Origin of the sequence: Pseudomonas sp. Marseille-Q5115 (assembly GCF_916618905.1) — a bacterium.
GTDB classification, from domain to species: Bacteria; Pseudomonadota; Gammaproteobacteria; order Pseudomonadales; family Pseudomonadaceae; genus Aquipseudomonas; species Aquipseudomonas japonica_A.
This window is the reverse complement of record NZ_CAKAKI010000001.1, coordinates 4,840,130-4,855,567: the sequence shown is the minus strand read 5'-3', so window position 1 is coordinate 4,855,567 and position 15,438 is coordinate 4,840,130. Positions and strand designations below refer to the sequence as shown.

The window sequence follows — 15,438 nt, the reverse complement described above, 5'->3', positions numbered from 1 at the left end:
CTTGGTTTGGATTTTGCATTTTGCATGCATCAGTGGGGCGCAGGCACGGCCTGGCCCCGCACCGAGACCGCGCCCTTGGGTCGCGACGTGCCAAGAGAGGTCAAGGATACGCATGACCATCAGCGATGCGCTGCACCGACTGTTACTGGACAACCTCACCACCGCCACCATTCTTCTCAATGCTGAACTGCGGCTCGAATACATGAACCCGGCGGCGGAGATGTTGTTGGCTATCAGTGGCCAACGCAGCCATGGCCAGTTCATCAGCGAATTGTTTACAGAGTCTGCAGAAGCACTCAATTCGCTTCGCCAGGCCGTGGAGCAGGCCCATCCGTTTACCAAACGCGAGGCCATGCTTACCGCGATGACCGGCCAGACCCTCACGGTGGACTACGCCGTTACGCCGATACTGAGCATGGGCGAGACGTTGTTGCTGCTTGAGGTACACCCCCGGGACCGCCTGTTGCGCATTACCAAGGAAGAAGCGCAGCTCTCGAAACAGGAAACCACCAAGATGCTGGTGCGTGGCCTCGCACACGAGATCAAGAACCCCCTCGGCGGTATCCGCGGCGCGGCGCAGCTGCTGGCTCGGGAGCTTCCCGAGGACGGCTTGCGTGACTACACCAATGTGATCATCGAAGAGGCCGATCGGCTGCGTAACCTGGTGGACCGCATGTTGGGCTCCAACAAGTTGCCTTCCCTGGCGATGACCAATATTCACGAAGTGCTGGAGCGCGTATGCAGCCTGGTGGATGCCGAGAGCCAGGGCGGCATTTCCTTGCTGCGGGACTACGACCCCAGCATTCCCGATGTGCTGATCGACCGTGAGCAGATGATCCAGGCTGTGCTGAACATTGTGCGCAACGCCATGCAGGCCATCAGCGAGGAGAAAGAGCTGCGCCTTGGCCGCATTACCCTGCGTACCCGCACCATGCGCCAGTTCACCATTGGCCATACCCGTCACAGGCTGGTAGCCAAGATCGAGATCATCGACAACGGGCCGGGCATACCCCACGAACTGCAGGAAACGATCTTTTATCCAATGGTCAGCGGGCGCCCCGACGGCACCGGCCTTGGGCTGGCCATTACTCAGAACATCATCAGCCAGCATCAGGGGCTGATCGAATGTGAAAGCCACCCTGGCCACACCACTTTTTCGATCTTCCTGCCGCTGGAACAAGGAGCTGCTTCGTCATGAGCCGTAGTGAAACCGTCTGGATCGTCGATGACGACCGTTCCATCCGCTGGGTTTTGGAAAAAGCGCTGCAACAGGAAGGCATGACGACCCAGAGCTTCGACAGTGCCGACGGCGTGATGAGCCGCCTCGCCCGCCAGCAGCCCGACGTGATCATTTCCGATATCCGCATGCCGGGCGCCAGCGGCCTGGACCTGCTCGCGCGCATTCGCGAGCAGCACCCTCGCCTGCCGGTAATCATCATGACCGCCCATTCCGACCTGGACAGCGCGGTGGCGTCTTATCAGGGCGGTGCATTCGAATACCTGCCCAAGCCGTTCGACGTGGATGAGGCGGTATCGCTGGTGAAGCGCGCCAACCAGCATGCGCAAGAACAGCAAGGGATGGACACGCCGCCTGCGCTTACCCGCACGCCGGAGATCATCGGTGAAGCCCCGGCCATGCAGGAGGTGTTCCGGGCGATCGGGCGCTTGAGCCACTCCAATATCACCGTGCTGATCAACGGCGAGTCCGGGACCGGCAAGGAGTTGGTAGCCCATGCCCTGCATCGGCACAGCCCCCGCGCGGCAGCCCCCTTCATTGCCTTGAACATGGCGGCAATTCCGAAAGACCTGATGGAATCCGAGCTGTTTGGCCACGAAAAAGGTGCGTTCACCGGCGCTGCGAACTTGCGCCGAGGCCGATTCGAACAGGCCGACGGCGGCACGCTGTTCCTCGACGAAATTGGCGATATGCCTGCCGATACCCAAACCCGCTTGCTAAGGGTGTTGGCCGATGGTGAGTTCTACCGCGTGGGCGGCCATACGCCGGTCAAGGTCGACGTGCGCATCATCGCAGCGACTCACCAGAACCTGGAAAACCTGGTGCATGCGGGCAAGTTCCGGGAAGACCTGTTCCACCGCTTGAACGTTATCCGCATTCACATCCCACGCATGTCGGACCGTCGCGAGGACATCCCTACCCTCGCCCGGCACTTCCTCAGCCGTGCCGCGCAAGAGCTGGCGGTAGAGCCCAAGCTGCTCAAGCCGGAAACCGAGGAGTACCTGAAAAACCTGCCGTGGCCGGGTAACGTGCGCCAGCTGGAGAACACCTGCCGCTGGATCACGGTGATGGCTTCCGGGCGCGAGGTACACATTTCCGACCTGCCGCCTGAACTGCTCAGCCTGCCCCAGGACGCAGCGCCAGTGACCAACTGGGAGCAAGCCCTGCGGCAATGGGCAGACCAGGCCTTGGCGCGTGGGCAGTCGAACCTGCTGGACAGTGCAGTGCCGAGCTTTGAACGGATCATGATCGAAACGGCGCTCAAGCACACCGCTGGGCGACGTCGCGATGCCGCGGTACTGCTGGGTTGGGGCCGTAATACCCTCACCCGCAAGATCAAGGAACTGGGAATGAAAGTGGATGGCGGCGAAGAGGACGACAACGACGACGCCTGATGCCCGCTGACCAAGAGCCCCGCTTCGGCGGGGCTTTTTTTGGGCCTAGTTTTGTGCACGGTGGTGCTGCCTGCACCGGACGAAGGCGCGGTTGCAGAGTGTTGCAAACCTGTTCACGAGGGAGGCTCATCCAGGCCCACTCGTACAGCCGATTAAAAAACCAAGCCATTTCAAATGGTTAAGCCTGAATCGGCCTCACAACCCGCTGGGTTACACACTCTGGCACGCGCCCTGCAATAACACTGATATGAACGGTTTCGGGGATTTTGGTACAGGCAGGCCAAGGTTCCCCTCTTTACACCACGGGGCTTACGCATAGCGCGGCCCCGCCCCTTTCAGGGGCTTCGGTACAGGCAGGCCGGAGTTCCTTCTTTACACCTGAGCCAGGCCCTTGCGGCAGCGCTCACCCCTTTTGGGGACCTTGGTACAGGCAGGCCGGGGCTTCCCTCTTTTATTCGTCACGGAGGCTGATATGCAGCCTCCAGCGACCGGACACTTCCTCACCTTCCCATTGAGCCCGCAGTTGTCGGGCCGCGATGATATTGAGCAGCAGGCCCTTGTCGGTGTGGCGCAGCGTCCACTTCGCCTGGCGACCGTCCAGTTCCAACTGGCCTTGCAGCTGTGGCCCACTGGCGTCGAACAGGATGGCAACCGTGCCGTCGACCAACTCTCCATGCACCTGAGGGGCGTGATCGAACCATACGTTCATCTCACCCTCGGGCAACAGCTCTACCTTGTCGAAGGCGGGACGCCCAGGGTCCATCAATTTGCCGATCATCAAGCCTACCAGCAGCCCGATCAGTGCCAGCGAGCACAGGAAGCGAGGCCACAGGGAGGATCGTGGCGGCAGCACTTCGGCGTTAGAATGCTGCCCGTCGTTCGTATCGGAGCCGCGCATGTTTCACGTCATCCTGTTTCAACCGGAAATACCACCCAATACGGGCAACGTTATCAGGCTTTGCGCCAACAGCGGCTGCCACCTTCACCTGATTGAACCCTTGGGTTTCGAGCTGGATGACAAACGCCTGCGCCGGGCTGGCCTGGATTACCACGAGTATGCGCCACTCAAGCGCTATCCGGACCTGCCCTCCTGCCTTGAAAGCCTGGGCCACCCGCGCCTGTTCGCCTTCACCACCAAGGGCTCGCAGCCGTTTCACGACGTGCAGTTCGAGCCCGGAGACGCCTTCCTGTTCGGCCCTGAAAGCCGAGGCCTGCCGCCTGAGGTGCTCGACACCTTCCCCGCAGACCGCCGCCTGCGCCTGCCCATGCGCCCCAACAGCCGCAGCCTGAACCTTTCCAATACCGTGGCCATTGCCGTGTACGAGGCGTGGCGGCAGCATGGGTTTTGCGAGGGGTAACCACTGAGTTACGCGGTGCCTGCTTCGCTACAAGATCCAAGCCTGCACTTACAACAGTGGGAGTGGGCGAAGCCCGCGAACAATCGAAAAAAAACGCCCCGAAGGGCGTTTTTGGCGTAGCAAGCCGGGGGATCAGGCCTGAGGCGCTTCGCCGGCTTCCTGCATGCGCTGCAGCTCTTGCGCATACAGGGCGTCGAAATTGACCGGGGCCAGCATCAGCGCAGGGAACGAGCCGCGGGTGACCAGGCTGTCCAGGGTTTCCCGAGCGTACGGGAACAGAATGTTCGGGCAGAACGCGCCGAGGGTGTGGCTCATGGCGCCTGCGTCCAGGCCCTTGATCATGAAGATACCGGCTTGTTGAACTTCAGCGATGAAGGCTACTTCTTCACCGTTTTTCACGGTTACTGAGAGGGTGAGCACAACTTCGTGGAAGTCGCCGTCCAGCTGCTTCTGACGGGTGTTCAGGTCCAGCGCAACGCTCGGTTCCCACTGCTGACGGAAGATCGCCGGGCTTTTCGGGGCCTCGAAGGAGAGGTCGCGAACGTAAATGCGCTGCAGCGAGAATTGAGGGCCTTCAGCTTCTTCGTTGGCGGCGCCGTTGGTAGCTTGATCAGTCATGACAGATCCTTCTTGTAACGTTCGGTAGGGTTGTTTTCAGCGCAACAGCGGGTCCAGCTTGCCCGCTCGCTCCAAGGCGTACAGGTCATCGCAACCGCCCACGTGATAGTCGCCGATCCAGATTTGCGGCACGGACGTACGCCCGGCCTTTTTGGTCATCTCGGCGCGCAGCTGAGGTTGGCCGTCCACGCGGATTTCCTCGAACGCCACGCCCTTCTTTGCAAGCAAGGCCTTGGCCCGAGTGCAGTACGGGCACCAATCGCTGGAATAAACGACTATCTGAGCCATATCACTTCACCAGTGGCAGGTTGTCGGCGCGCCAGCTTGAAATGCCGCCCGACAGCTTCGCGGCGGTATGGCCGCTCTTCAGAAGATCCCGGCATACCGAGCCAGCGTGCTGGCCCATGGCGTCCACGATGATCAGGGTTTTGCCCTTGTGCTTGTCTAGCTCGGCGGCACGCGCTACGAGCTTGTCCTGGGGAATGTTCAGCGCGTCGACGATATGGCCGGCGGCAAAATCCTTCTTGGCGCGGATGTCGATCACCACGCCCTTGTCGGCGTTTACCAGGGCGGTCAACTCGCGCGGGCTGAGGCTACGGCCGCCACGGCTGGTTTCAAGTACCAGCAGCAATGCGAGAAGAATCAGGAAAAGACCGACGAGCAGGTAGTGATTGGTGGCGAATTCCAGCAAGTGAGCGACCATCGACAGCTTCCAGAGCATGAAAAATGGCGGCCAGTATACACAGCGGCCGGGCACGGCCAAAGCCCACCGGGCGCCTGTTTCACGGAACCGGAGCGGGGCTTGGGGGTCTGTGGATCACGCTCTGGTACGCAAGCCGGGGTGAATTGCCCTAAGATAGCTTTCCTTATCCTCTGACAGCCGCGAGTGGGAACCATGACAGCCACGCCGAAACCTCTGGTCTTGATCATCCTGGACGGATTCGGGCATAGCGATACCCATGAATACAACGCCGTCTGGTCCGCTAAAAAGCCGAATCTCGACAAGTTGTTGCAAAACCATGCCCATGGCCTGATTTCCGGCTCTGGCATGGACGTGGGTTTGCCCGACGGCCAGATGGGCAACTCCGAAGTAGGCCACATGAACCTCGGCGCCGGCCGGGTGGTGTATCAGGACTTCACTCGCGTAACCAAGGCTATCCGCGATGGTGAGTTCTTCGAGAACCCCACCATTTGCGCGGCCGTCGACAAGGCGGTAGGCGCAGGCAAGGCCGTGCATGTGATGGGCCTGCTGTCCGACGGCGGCGTGCACAGCCATCAGGACCACATCGTGGCAATGGTTGAACTGGCCGCCCGCCGTGGCGCCGAGCGTATCTACCTGCACGCCTTCCTCGATGGCCGCGACACGCCACCCAAAAGCGCGCAAAGCTCGCTGCTGCTGATGGAAAGCACCTTCGCCCGCTTGGGCAAGGGCCGCTTCGCCAGCCTGATCGGCCGCTACTTCGCCATGGACCGCGACAACCGCTGGGACCGCGTAAGCGCTGCCTACAACCTGATCGTGGACGCGACCGCCGAATATCACGCCGCTACCGCTTCCGAAGGGCTGGACGCCGCTTATGCCCGTGGCGAGAGCGATGAATTCGTGAAGGCCACCACCGTGGGCGAACCGGTGAAGGTCGAAGACGGCGACGCGGTTGTGTTCATGAACTTCCGCGCCGACCGTGCCCGCGAGCTGTCACGGGTATTCGTTGAAGACAACTTCGCCGACTTCGAACGCAAGCGCCAGCCCAAGCTCGCCGGCTATGTGGGCCTCACCCAATATTCGGCGAAGATCCCCGCGCCGGCGGCCTTCGGCGCCAGCAGCCTGAAGAACGTACTGGGCGAATACCTGGCTAACAACGGCAAAACCCAGCTGCGCATCGCCGAGACCGAAAAGTACGCCCACGTTACCTTCTTCTTCTCTGGTGGCCGCGAAGAGCCCTTCCCAGGCGAGGAACGCATCCTGATCCCGTCGCCCAAGGTCGCCACCTACGACCTGCAGCCGGAAATGAGCGCGCCGGAAGTGACCGACAAGATCGTCGACGCCATCGAGAACCAGCGCTACGACGTGATCGTGGTGAACTACGCCAACGGCGACATGGTGGGCCACAGCGGCATCTTCGACGCGGCCGTGAAAGCGGTCGAGTGCCTGGATACCTGCGTGGGCCGCATCGCCGTCGCGCTGGAGAAAGTGGGCGGGGAAGCGCTGATCACCGCCGACCACGGTAACGTGGAGCAGATGGAAGACGAATCCACCGGCCAGGCGCACACCGCGCATACCACCGAGCCGGTGCCGTTCATCTACGTGGGCAAGCGCCCATTGAAAGTGCGCGAAGGCGGAGTGCTTGCCGATGTGGCGCCCACCATGCTGCAACTGCTGGGCATGGAAAAGCCCGAAGAAATGACGGGCCACTCCATTCTGGTCGACGCCTGATCATCAAGGACAGGGCGTGCATGGCGCGCCCTTTTGATTGCCGATGCCGCCGGGCATACTAGGCCCACTTTCTATTCCGGTAACGACCCACTCGATGCTTCGCGCCCTCGCCTTCCTCGCCCTTGCGGCCATGACGCTTCCGGTTTTCGCCGATGATCGCGCTCAAACCCAGCAGCAAATTGAAGCCACCCGGCAAGATATCAATGAGCTGAAGAAGGTACTCGGCCAGTTGCAGCAGGAAAGGGCCGACGTGCAGAAGGACCTGCGGGGTACCGAAACACAGATGGGCACGCTGCAAAAGCAGGTCGATGCCCTGCAGGAACAGCTGAAGAAGACCGAAACCGAGCTGCAGCGGCTCGAGACAGAGAAAAAAAAACTTCAAAGTTCGCGCACTGAACAACAAAAGTTGATCGGCATTCAGGCGCGGGCTGCTTACCAAAGCGGCCGGCAGGAATACCTCAAGCTGTTGCTCAACCAGCAGAACCCCGAGAAGTTTGCCCGTACCCTCACCTATTACGATTACCTGAGCAAGGCGCGGCTGGACCAGCTGAAGGCGTTCAACGAAACCCTGCGCCAGCTTGCGGACGTTGAAAAGAATATCCAGATGCAACAGGCGCAGTTGTTGGTGCAGCAGGGCACGCTGGATGAACAGCGCACCCAGCTGGAGCAGGTGCGCAAGGAGCGTCAGGTGGCCCTGGCCAAACTGAACGACGTTTACCAGGCTCGGGACCAGAAGCTGCAACGGCGGCAGCAGGACCAGGCCGACCTGCAAAAGGTACTGGCAACCATCGAGGAAACCCTGGCACGCCAGGCGCGTGAGGCCGAAGAGGCCCGGCGCAAGGCGCTGCTGGCTCAGCAGGAAGAAGAACGCCGGCAACGCGAAGCGGCGGCCGCGAGCAACACGCCACCCCCGCCGCGAAAGGCGGCCCCAGAAGTGCGTGTAAGTACCGGCGAAACCTTCGGAGGCGCTTTCGGCGCAGCCCGGGGAAAACTTCCATGGCCGGTCGATGGTCGACTATTGGCGCGCTTTGGTGACACACGCGGGGATGAGCGCACGCGCTGGGACGGTGTAATGATCGGCGCAGCCGCCGGTACCGCCGTACGCGCGGTGCATGGGGGCCGGGTGGTATTCGCCGACTGGTTGCGCGGCGCGGGGCTTCTGGTCATTCTGGACCACGGAGACGGTTATCTCAGCCTGTATGGCCATAACCAGACGCTACTCAAAAGTGCGGGAGATGTAGTCAAGGCTGGTGAGGCGATTTCAACGGTCGGCACCAGCGGTGGGCAGGACACACCAGCATTGTATTTCGCCATTCGACAGCAGGGCCGGGCAACCGACCCCGCACAGTGGTGCCGCGGCTGACGCGGTACCGGTCAAACAGGATCAGGAGTTGTTCGACATGCTGCATTCCTCCCGCCTTTCCATGCTGGCCCTCGCTCTGATGATGGCCGCGCCCCTGGCGAACGCCGCTGATCCCACGCCGGCACCCGCGGCGTCTCCGGTTACCGCGCCCGCACCGGGCAAGGCGCCGCTGCCGCTGGACGAACTACGCACTTTTGCTGAGGTGATGGACCGTATCAAGGCCGCGTATGTGGAGCCGGTGGACGACAAAACCCTGCTGGAAAATGCGATCAAGGGCATGTTGAGCAACCTGGACCCACACTCCGCCTACCTGGGCCCCGAGGATTTCGCCGAGCTGCAGGAAAGCACCAGCGGTGAATTCGGCGGCCTGGGCATCGAAGTGGGTGTGGAAGACAACTTCATCAAGGTGGTGTCGCCCATCGACGACACCCCTGCCAGCCGCGCCGGCATCGAAGCGGGCGACCTGATCGTGAAGATCAACGGCCAACCCACTCGTGGCCAGACCATGACCGAAGCCGTGGACAAGATGCGTGGCAAGGTGGGTGAGAAAATCACGCTTACCCTGGTGCGTGACGGCGGCAACCCGTTCGACGTAACCCTCGCCCGCGCCATCATCCAGGTGAAGAGCGTGAAGGCGCAGCTGTTGGAAGACGGCTACGGTTACATCCGTATTACCCAGTTCCAGGTGAAGACGGGCGAAGAAGTAGGCAAGGCGCTCGCCAAGCTGCGCAAGGACAACGGCAAGAAGCTCAATGGCCTGATCCTCGACCTGCGAAATAACCCTGGTGGCGTGTTGCAGGCAGCGGTGGAAGTGGCAGACCACTTCCTTACCCACGGCCTGATCGTGTACACCAAGGGCCGCATCGCCAACTCCGAGCTGCGCTTCAATGCCGACCCTGCAGACGCCAGCGAAGGCGCGCCGCTGGTAGTGCTGATCAACGGCGGCAGCGCGTCAGCTTCCGAGATCGTGGCCGGCGCCTTGCAAGACCAGAAGCGCGGCGTGCTCATGGGCACCGACAGCTTCGGTAAGGGCTCGGTGCAAACCGTGCTGCCGCTGAACAACGACCGGGCGTTGAAGCTGACCACTGCCCTGTACTTCACGCCCAACGGGCGCTCCATTCAAGCCCAGGGGATCATCCCCGACGTGGAAGTACGCCGGGCGAAGATCACCCGCGAACAGGATCAGGAAACCTTCAAGGAAGCGGACCTGCAAGGCCACCTGGGTAATGGCAATGGTGGCGCCGACCGGCCTACGGGCAGCAGCGCGGCGGACAAGAAGGCGCGCCCGCAGGATGACGACTTCCAGCTCAGCCAGGCGCTGAACCTGCTCAAGGGCCTGAAGGTTACCCGCGGCAACTGAAGCCATGCGAACGTGGTTGCTGGCCTGCCTGCTCACTTTTTTGGGGGCAGGCGTGGCCACGGCGAGTGAAGCGCCTGCCTACCTCAGCCTGATCATCGATGACCTTGGGCAGAATGTGGCCCGGGATGCCCGGGCCCTGGCGCTTCCCGGCCCGATAACCCTGGCTGTGATGCCTGATACCCCGCATGCCGCAACGTTCGCCCGCGAAGCTTACAAGGCAGGCAAGACGGTAATCGTGCATATGCCCATGGACCCGGCGGGCGGCCCGTTCGCCTGGCAACCCGGCATGCCGGACGATGAGCTGCGCGAGCGCCTTGTGGCGGCATTCAAGGCCGTACCCTTCGCCGCCGGCCTGAACAATCACGAAGGCAGCCGAATGACGGCGCAACCAGGCGCCATGGCTTTGTTGGCCAGCGAGCTGCAGCAACGGCGTTTGTTTCTGCTAGACAGCCGCACCAGCGTCGCAACCCAGGCAGCCGCACAGGCACAGGCCATTGGGCTGGCGAGCGTATCCCGGGATGTATTTCTGGATGATGAGCGTACGCCGCAAGCCATCGCGGCGCAGCTGGACAAAGCGGTGGCAATGGCTCGCAAGCAAGGCTCAGCCGTGGTGATCGGCCACCCCTACCCCGAAACGCTTACCCTGCTGGAGCAAGCGTTACCGGGCCTGAAAGCGCGGGGGGTAGAGATGATCAGCATCCGCCAGATGATTGCCCATAGGGGCAATCAACCGCGTCATCTGTAGGTGCCCGCTTCCAACATGGCGTAAACGGTTAACGAACGCAGATACCCTGCGCTGCCATGAACGCCTTGGCCTCGGGCACGGTGTATTCGCCGAAGTGGAAAATACTCGCCGCCAGCACAGCGCTGGCGTGGCCTTGGGTGATGCCATCGGCCAGGTGCTGCAGGTTACCCACGCCACCACTGGCAATCACAGGGATTCCCAGCGCATCGCTGATCGCCCGGGTAACGCCCAGGTCGAAGCCGTTTTTCATGCCGTCCTGGTCCATGCTGGTGAGCAGAATTTCGCCCGCGCCCAGCCCTTCCATCTTCTGCGCCCATTCAACCGCATCGAGCCCGGTAGGTTTGCGGCCGCCATGGGTGAAGATCTCCCAGCGAGGCTCTTCGCCAGGGCCGGAAACCTTCTTGGCGTCGATTGCCACCACAATGCACTGTGACCCGAACCGCGCAGCGGCTTCGCCCACGAACTCGGGATTGAACACCGCGGCGGTGTTGATGGAGACTTTGTCCGCCCCGGCATTGAGCAGGTTACGAATATCCTGCACCGTGCGAACGCCGCCGCCCACTGTCAACGGGATAAACACCTGACTCGCCATCCGCTCGACGGTGTGCAATGTGGTATCGCGGCCGTCTACGCTGGCGGTGATGTCCAGGAAAGTGATCTCGTCCGCGCCTTGCTCATCGTAGCGGCGAGCGATTTCCACCGGGTCCCCGGCATCGCGGATGTTCTCGAATTTCACGCCCTTGACCACGCGGCCGTTGTCCACGTCCAGGCAGGGGATGATGCGTTTTGCCAGGGCCATCAGGGCCTCCTTCGTCGGCAGCTTCACGCTTGGAGCTTCAAGCCTCAAGCTCCAAGCGGTAAGTAACAGCGGATCGCGTCCTGCTTTTTTTCTCGTAGCTTGCCGCTTACAGCTTGCCACTCACGAACTGGTCGCAGAAGGCTTGAGCTTCGGCCACATCCAGCGTGCCTTCATAGATGGCACGGCCGGTGATAGCGCCGATGATCCCGGGGGCCTTGGCATTCAGCAGGGCCTTGATGTCGCCCAGGTTATGAATGCCGCCAGAAGCGATTACCGGGATACGCGTGGCTTCGGCCAGCGCGGCGGTGAAGGGCACGTTGCAGCCCTGCATCATCCCGTCCTTGGCGATGTCGGTGTACACAATGGCCGACACGCCGTCGGCTTCGAAGCGCTTGGCCAGGTCGATCACCTGCACCGTGCTCACTTCAGCCCAACCGTCGGTAGCGACGAAACCGTCTTTTGCGTCCAGGCCCACGATCACCTTGCCCGGGAAGGCCTTGCAGGCTTCAGCCACGAACTCGGGCTGCTTCACGGCCTTGGTGCCGATAATCACGTAGCTCACGCCGGCCTTCACATAGTGCTCGATGGTTTCGAGCGAACGGATGCCGCCGCCGATCTGGATCGGCAGGCCGGGGTAGCGTTTGGCGATCGCCGTAACGACTTCGCCATTGACCGGCTGGCCTTCAAATGCGCCGTTGAGGTCTACCAGGTGCAGCCGACGGCAGCCGCCGTCCACCCACTTGGCAGCCATGCTCACCGGATCGTCGGAGAACACGGTGGAGTCTTCCATACGGCCCTGGCGCAGGCGCACGCAAGCGCCGTCCTTCAGGTCAATAGCGGGGATGATCAACATTTCGGAATCCTTCGGAATCAGCGGCAAGCCGCAAGCTATAAGCCACAAGTAAAAGCAAAGCCGGGCGCGGTGGTCCCGCTTCGGCTTGCAGCTTGCCGCTTATAGCTTGCAGCTACAAAATTCTTACCAGCGCCCATCCCAGGCGGCGAAGTTCTGCAGCAACTGCAGGCCGTGGGTGTGGCTTTTTTCAGGGTGGAACTGCACGGCGAAGCGCGAGCCTTCAGCCAGGGCAGCGGCGAAATCCTTGCCGTAGTGGCCGCGGCCAACCACTTGCGAAGGCTTGCCAGCCTCGATGTAGTAGCTGTGCACGAAGTAGAAACGCGCGCGGTCCGGGATGCTATGCCATAGCGGATGGTCCACCGGCATGCTGATTTCGTTCCAGCCCATGTGGGGCACCTTGAGGTGCTCGCCGTCTTCGTGCAGGTTTTTGCCGAAGAAACGCACCTGGCCAGGGAACACGCCGATGCAGTCCACGCCGTCGTTCTCTTCGCTGCGCTCCATCAGCGCCTGCATGCCTACGCAGATACCCAGGAAGGGACGGTCCTTGCTCACTTCCTGTACCAGCGCATCGAAGCCGAGGCGACGGATTTCAGCCATGCAATCGCGGATCGCACCAACGCCGGGGAACACTACCCGGTCCGCCTCGCGAATCACCGCCGCATCGCTGGTTACCAGCACCTTGCCGGCGCCCACGTGCTCCAGGGCCTTGGCCACCGAGTGCAGGTTGCCCATGCCGTAGTCGATCACCGCTACCGTCTGCATCAGAGTACGCCCTTGGTGGAAGGCATTTGCCCAGCCATCCGATCGTCCACTTCCACGGCCATGCGCAGCGCGCGGCCGAACGCCTTGAACACGGTTTCGATCTGATGGTGAGTGTTCACGCCGCGCAGGTTATCGATGTGCAGAGTGACCTGGGCGTGGTTGACGAAGCCCTGGAAGAACTCCTGGAACAGGTCTACGTCGAACCGGCCGACCACCGCCCGGGTGTAGGGCACGTGCATCTGCAGGCCGGGGCGGCCGGAAAAATCGATCACCACCCGCGACAGGGCTTCGTCCAGCGGGACGTAGGCATGGCCATAGCGGCGGATGCCTTTTTTGTCACCTACCGCGCGCGCGAACGCCTGGCCGAGGGTAATGCCCACATCCTCGACGGTGTGATGGTCGTCGATAGCCAGGTCACCCTTGCACTCGATGTCCAGGTCGATCAGCCCATGGCGGGCGATCTGGTCGAGCATATGCTCGAGAAAAGGCACACCGATATCGAACCGGGCCTTGCCGGTGCCATCCAGGTTGATCGAGGCTTTGATCTGGGTTTCCAGGGTGTTGCGCTCGACGAACGCCTTACGTTCGGCCATCACCAACTCCGCAAACAATCATTCAGCGAAAAAGGGGCACATTATAGGCGCAGATAGGCGGCAGCATGAAGCGATCAGCGACGAAGATACGATAAACCCCGCCCGGCCAATGCGGCGGGGCGGGGTTTGAGGGTTACCGAACCGCTATCAGAACAGCACGGCGGTTTTCTGGATGGTGATTGCCACGCCCCACGCCAGCGGAATACCAACCGCCAGCCAGGCTGCGACCACCAGCGGGCGGGTACCTGGAGCCGCGCGCCATTCGAGCACGGTGGAACCGTTGGCGCTCTTGTCGTGGCTGATCGCCCGCTCCACGGCCAGCTCTTCGGCGCTCATGAAGTACTTGTCGGCAACCGGGCGGATCAGCGCGTTGCAAATGAAGCCAAGCACCAGCAGGCCCGCCAGGATGTACAGGGTGATGTCGTACACCGCAGCGCGTTCCACGCCAATGCTCAGCTGGTATTCACGCAGGTAGTTCACCAGCACCGGGCCCAGCACGCCGGCAGCGGCCCAGGCAGTGAGCAAGCGGCCGTGGATGGCGCCAACCATCTGAGTGCCGAACAGGTCCGCCAGGTAGGCCGGTACCGTGGCGAAGCCGCCGCCGTACATCGACAGGATGATGCAGAACGCGGTCACGAACAGCGCAACGTTACCCAGGTGGCCGAGGTTCGGTACCAGCGCATACAGCGCCACGCCAAGGGTAAAGAACACGAAGTAGGTGTACTTGCGGCCGATGTAGTCCGAGAACGACGCCCAGAAGAAGCGGCCACCGATGTTGAACAGGCTCAGCAAGCCAGTGAAGCCGGCCGCGATAGCCGCGATCTGCGCCAGCTGTGCCGGTGCGAGCTCACCGAAGGTCTGGTTGGTGCCCAACAGCTTGCCGGCGAACACTTCCTGCAGCAGTGGCGAAGCCATGCCCAGAATGCCGATGCCGGCGGATACGTTCAGGCACAGCACCAGCCATACCAACGCGAACTGTGGGGTTTTCCAGGCCACGCTCACATGAACGTGACGGTCGGTGATCATGGCGTTGCTGGCCTTCTTGGCCGGCGCCGCCCAACCTTCAGGTTTCCAGCCGGTAGGGGGTACACGGTAGGTGAGCGCACCGCCGATCATGAACACGAAGTAGATCGCGGCCATTACCAGGAAGCTCTGCCACACGCCTACGCTGGTAGGCGTTGCGAAGTGAGACATCAGCGCAGTTGCCAGGGGCGCGCCTACCATGGCGCCGCCGCCGAAGCCCATGATCGCCATGCCGGTAGCCATGCCGCGCTTGTCCGGGAACCATTTGATCAAGGTGGAAACGGGCGAGATATAGCCCAGGCCCAGGCCAATGCCGCCGATCACGCCGGAGCCGATCCACATCAGCCAGATCTGGTGGGTGTAGACGCCCAGCGCCGAGATCACCAGGCCACCGCACCAGCACACCGCGGATACCACGCCTGCCTTGCGTGGGCCGGCATGTTCCAGCCAGCCGCCCCAGGCCGCAGCCGAGCAACCCAGGAAGATGAAGAAGAGAGTGTAGATCCAGCCGAGCATGGAGATCGGCCAGTCGCAGTCAGAAGAAAACACCTGGCTGATAAAGCCCATGTCCGCCGGGCAAGCGACGGCGGCAGTAACGCCTAGCGCCTTGGACAACGGCAGCCAGAACACGGAGAAGCCATACGCCATGCCGATGCACAAGTGAATGGCAAGGGCGGCGGGCGGTACCAGCCAACGGTTGAACCCGGGCTTCGCGATTATACGTTCCTTGGCGAGAAAACCCGGCTGATCAGCCGCGCTCGCCGCATGAGTGCTTTGAGTCATTTACTACCCCTAGTTGTGATTGGCTCGCGGCCTTTGCGCCAGGCGACTGCCTGGCGCTAGAGCGGTGCCGCGATCTTCGTGCACATGGCAACTGATCGTCTTATCGGCAGCGCTCTCGA

Annotated in this window: 16 protein-coding genes; 7 read left to right on the top strand and 9 right to left on the bottom strand. The window is 61.9% G+C overall.

What is annotated here, in order from left to right:
* Positions 1–112 precede the first annotated feature (112 nt).
* Together glnL and ntrC are read left to right on the top strand one after the other, a co-directional pair.
* The gene (gene glnL, locus LG385_RS22305; protein WP_225775950.1) at positions 113–1,198 is read left to right on the top strand and encodes a nitrogen regulation protein NR(II); all 1,086 of its coding nucleotides are present in this window, start codon (positions 113–115) and stop codon (positions 1,196–1,198) included.
* Positions 1,195–2,631, top strand: a complete 1,437-nt coding sequence (ntrC, locus tag LG385_RS22300; RefSeq protein ID WP_181110944.1) for a nitrogen regulation protein NR(I) — start codon at positions 1,195–1,197, stop codon at positions 2,629–2,631. The genes glnL and ntrC overlap by 4 nt, the downstream gene beginning before the upstream one ends.
* Before the next feature lie 451 nt (positions 2,632–3,082).
* On the opposite strand, the gene LG385_RS22295 is transcribed toward ntrC, so the two are convergent.
* Complete coding sequence (locus tag LG385_RS22295; RefSeq protein ID WP_181110945.1) at positions 3,083–3,529, bottom strand: hypothetical protein; 447 nt, start codon at positions 3,527–3,529, stop codon at positions 3,083–3,085.
* On the opposite strand from LG385_RS22295, the gene LG385_RS22290 reads away from it, so the two are divergent.
* Entirely contained in the window at positions 3,528–3,989 is a 462-nt protein-coding gene (locus LG385_RS22290) for a tRNA (cytidine(34)-2'-O)-methyltransferase (RefSeq protein ID WP_225775949.1), read from the top strand. The genes LG385_RS22295 and LG385_RS22290 overlap by 2 nt on opposite strands.
* Positions 3,990–4,121: 132 nt before the next feature.
* Here LG385_RS22290 and secB read toward each other — a convergent pair whose 3' ends face one another.
* The 3 genes from secB to LG385_RS22275 are packed head-to-tail and all read right to left on the bottom strand — an operon-like array spanning position 4,122 to position 5,310.
* The gene (gene secB, locus LG385_RS22285) at positions 4,122–4,607 is read right to left on the bottom strand and encodes a protein-export chaperone SecB (protein ID WP_181110947.1); all 486 of its coding nucleotides are present in this window, start codon (positions 4,605–4,607) and stop codon (positions 4,122–4,124) included.
* A 36-nt stretch (positions 4,608–4,643) separates the two neighbouring features.
* Positions 4,644–4,895, bottom strand: coding sequence for a glutaredoxin 3 (grxC, locus tag LG385_RS22280; RefSeq protein WP_181121664.1), 252 nt, complete (start codon positions 4,893–4,895; stop codon positions 4,644–4,646).
* A 1-nt stretch (position 4,896) separates the two neighbouring features.
* Complete coding sequence (locus LG385_RS22275; RefSeq protein WP_225775948.1) at positions 4,897–5,310, bottom strand: rhodanese-like domain-containing protein; 414 nt, start codon at positions 5,308–5,310, stop codon at positions 4,897–4,899.
* Between the two features lie 192 nt (positions 5,311–5,502).
* Between LG385_RS22275 and gpmI the strand changes: the two genes are divergently transcribed.
* From gpmI to LG385_RS22255, 4 genes are all read left to right on the top strand, one after another.
* Positions 5,503–7,038, top strand: a complete 1,536-nt coding sequence (gpmI, locus tag LG385_RS22270) for a 2,3-bisphosphoglycerate-independent phosphoglycerate mutase (RefSeq protein ID WP_225775947.1) — start codon at positions 5,503–5,505, stop codon at positions 7,036–7,038.
* 94 nt (positions 7,039–7,132) lie between these two features.
* Positions 7,133–8,401, top strand: a complete 1,269-nt coding sequence (locus LG385_RS22265) for a murein hydrolase activator EnvC family protein (RefSeq protein WP_225775946.1) — start codon at positions 7,133–7,135, stop codon at positions 8,399–8,401.
* A gap of 37 nt (positions 8,402–8,438) precedes the next feature.
* Positions 8,439–9,761, top strand: coding sequence for a S41 family peptidase (locus tag LG385_RS22260; protein WP_181110952.1), 1,323 nt, complete (start codon positions 8,439–8,441; stop codon positions 9,759–9,761).
* Between the two features lie 4 nt (positions 9,762–9,765).
* Positions 9,766–10,506, top strand: coding sequence for a divergent polysaccharide deacetylase family protein (locus LG385_RS22255; RefSeq protein ID WP_225775945.1), 741 nt, complete (start codon positions 9,766–9,768; stop codon positions 10,504–10,506).
* A 28-nt stretch (positions 10,507–10,534) separates the two neighbouring features.
* Here LG385_RS22255 and hisF read toward each other — a convergent pair whose 3' ends face one another.
* From hisF to LG385_RS22230, 5 genes are all read right to left on the bottom strand, one after another.
* The gene (hisF, locus tag LG385_RS22250; RefSeq protein ID WP_181110954.1) at positions 10,535–11,305 is read right to left on the bottom strand and encodes an imidazole glycerol phosphate synthase subunit HisF; all 771 of its coding nucleotides are present in this window, start codon (positions 11,303–11,305) and stop codon (positions 10,535–10,537) included.
* A 106-nt stretch (positions 11,306–11,411) separates the two neighbouring features.
* Complete coding sequence (gene hisA / locus LG385_RS22245) at positions 11,412–12,158, bottom strand: 1-(5-phosphoribosyl)-5-[(5-phosphoribosylamino)methylideneamino]imidazole-4-carboxamide isomerase (RefSeq protein WP_225775944.1); 747 nt, start codon at positions 12,156–12,158, stop codon at positions 11,412–11,414.
* 123 nt (positions 12,159–12,281) lie between these two features.
* Positions 12,282–12,920 (bottom strand): imidazole glycerol phosphate synthase subunit HisH, encoded by a 639-nt coding sequence (gene hisH / locus LG385_RS22240; RefSeq protein ID WP_181110956.1) that lies wholly within the window; start codon positions 12,918–12,920, stop codon positions 12,282–12,284.
* The gene (gene hisB, locus LG385_RS22235; RefSeq protein WP_181110957.1) at positions 12,920–13,513 is read right to left on the bottom strand and encodes an imidazoleglycerol-phosphate dehydratase HisB; all 594 of its coding nucleotides are present in this window, start codon (positions 13,511–13,513) and stop codon (positions 12,920–12,922) included. The genes hisH and hisB overlap by 1 nt, the downstream gene beginning before the upstream one ends.
* Positions 13,514–13,660: 147 nt before the next feature.
* Positions 13,661–15,319 carry an OFA family MFS transporter gene (locus LG385_RS22230; RefSeq protein ID WP_225775943.1) on the bottom strand — a complete coding sequence of 553 codons (1,659 nt, stop codon included), beginning with the start codon at positions 15,317–15,319 and terminating at the stop codon, positions 13,661–13,663.
* Between the last annotated feature and the right edge of the window lie 119 nt (positions 15,320–15,438).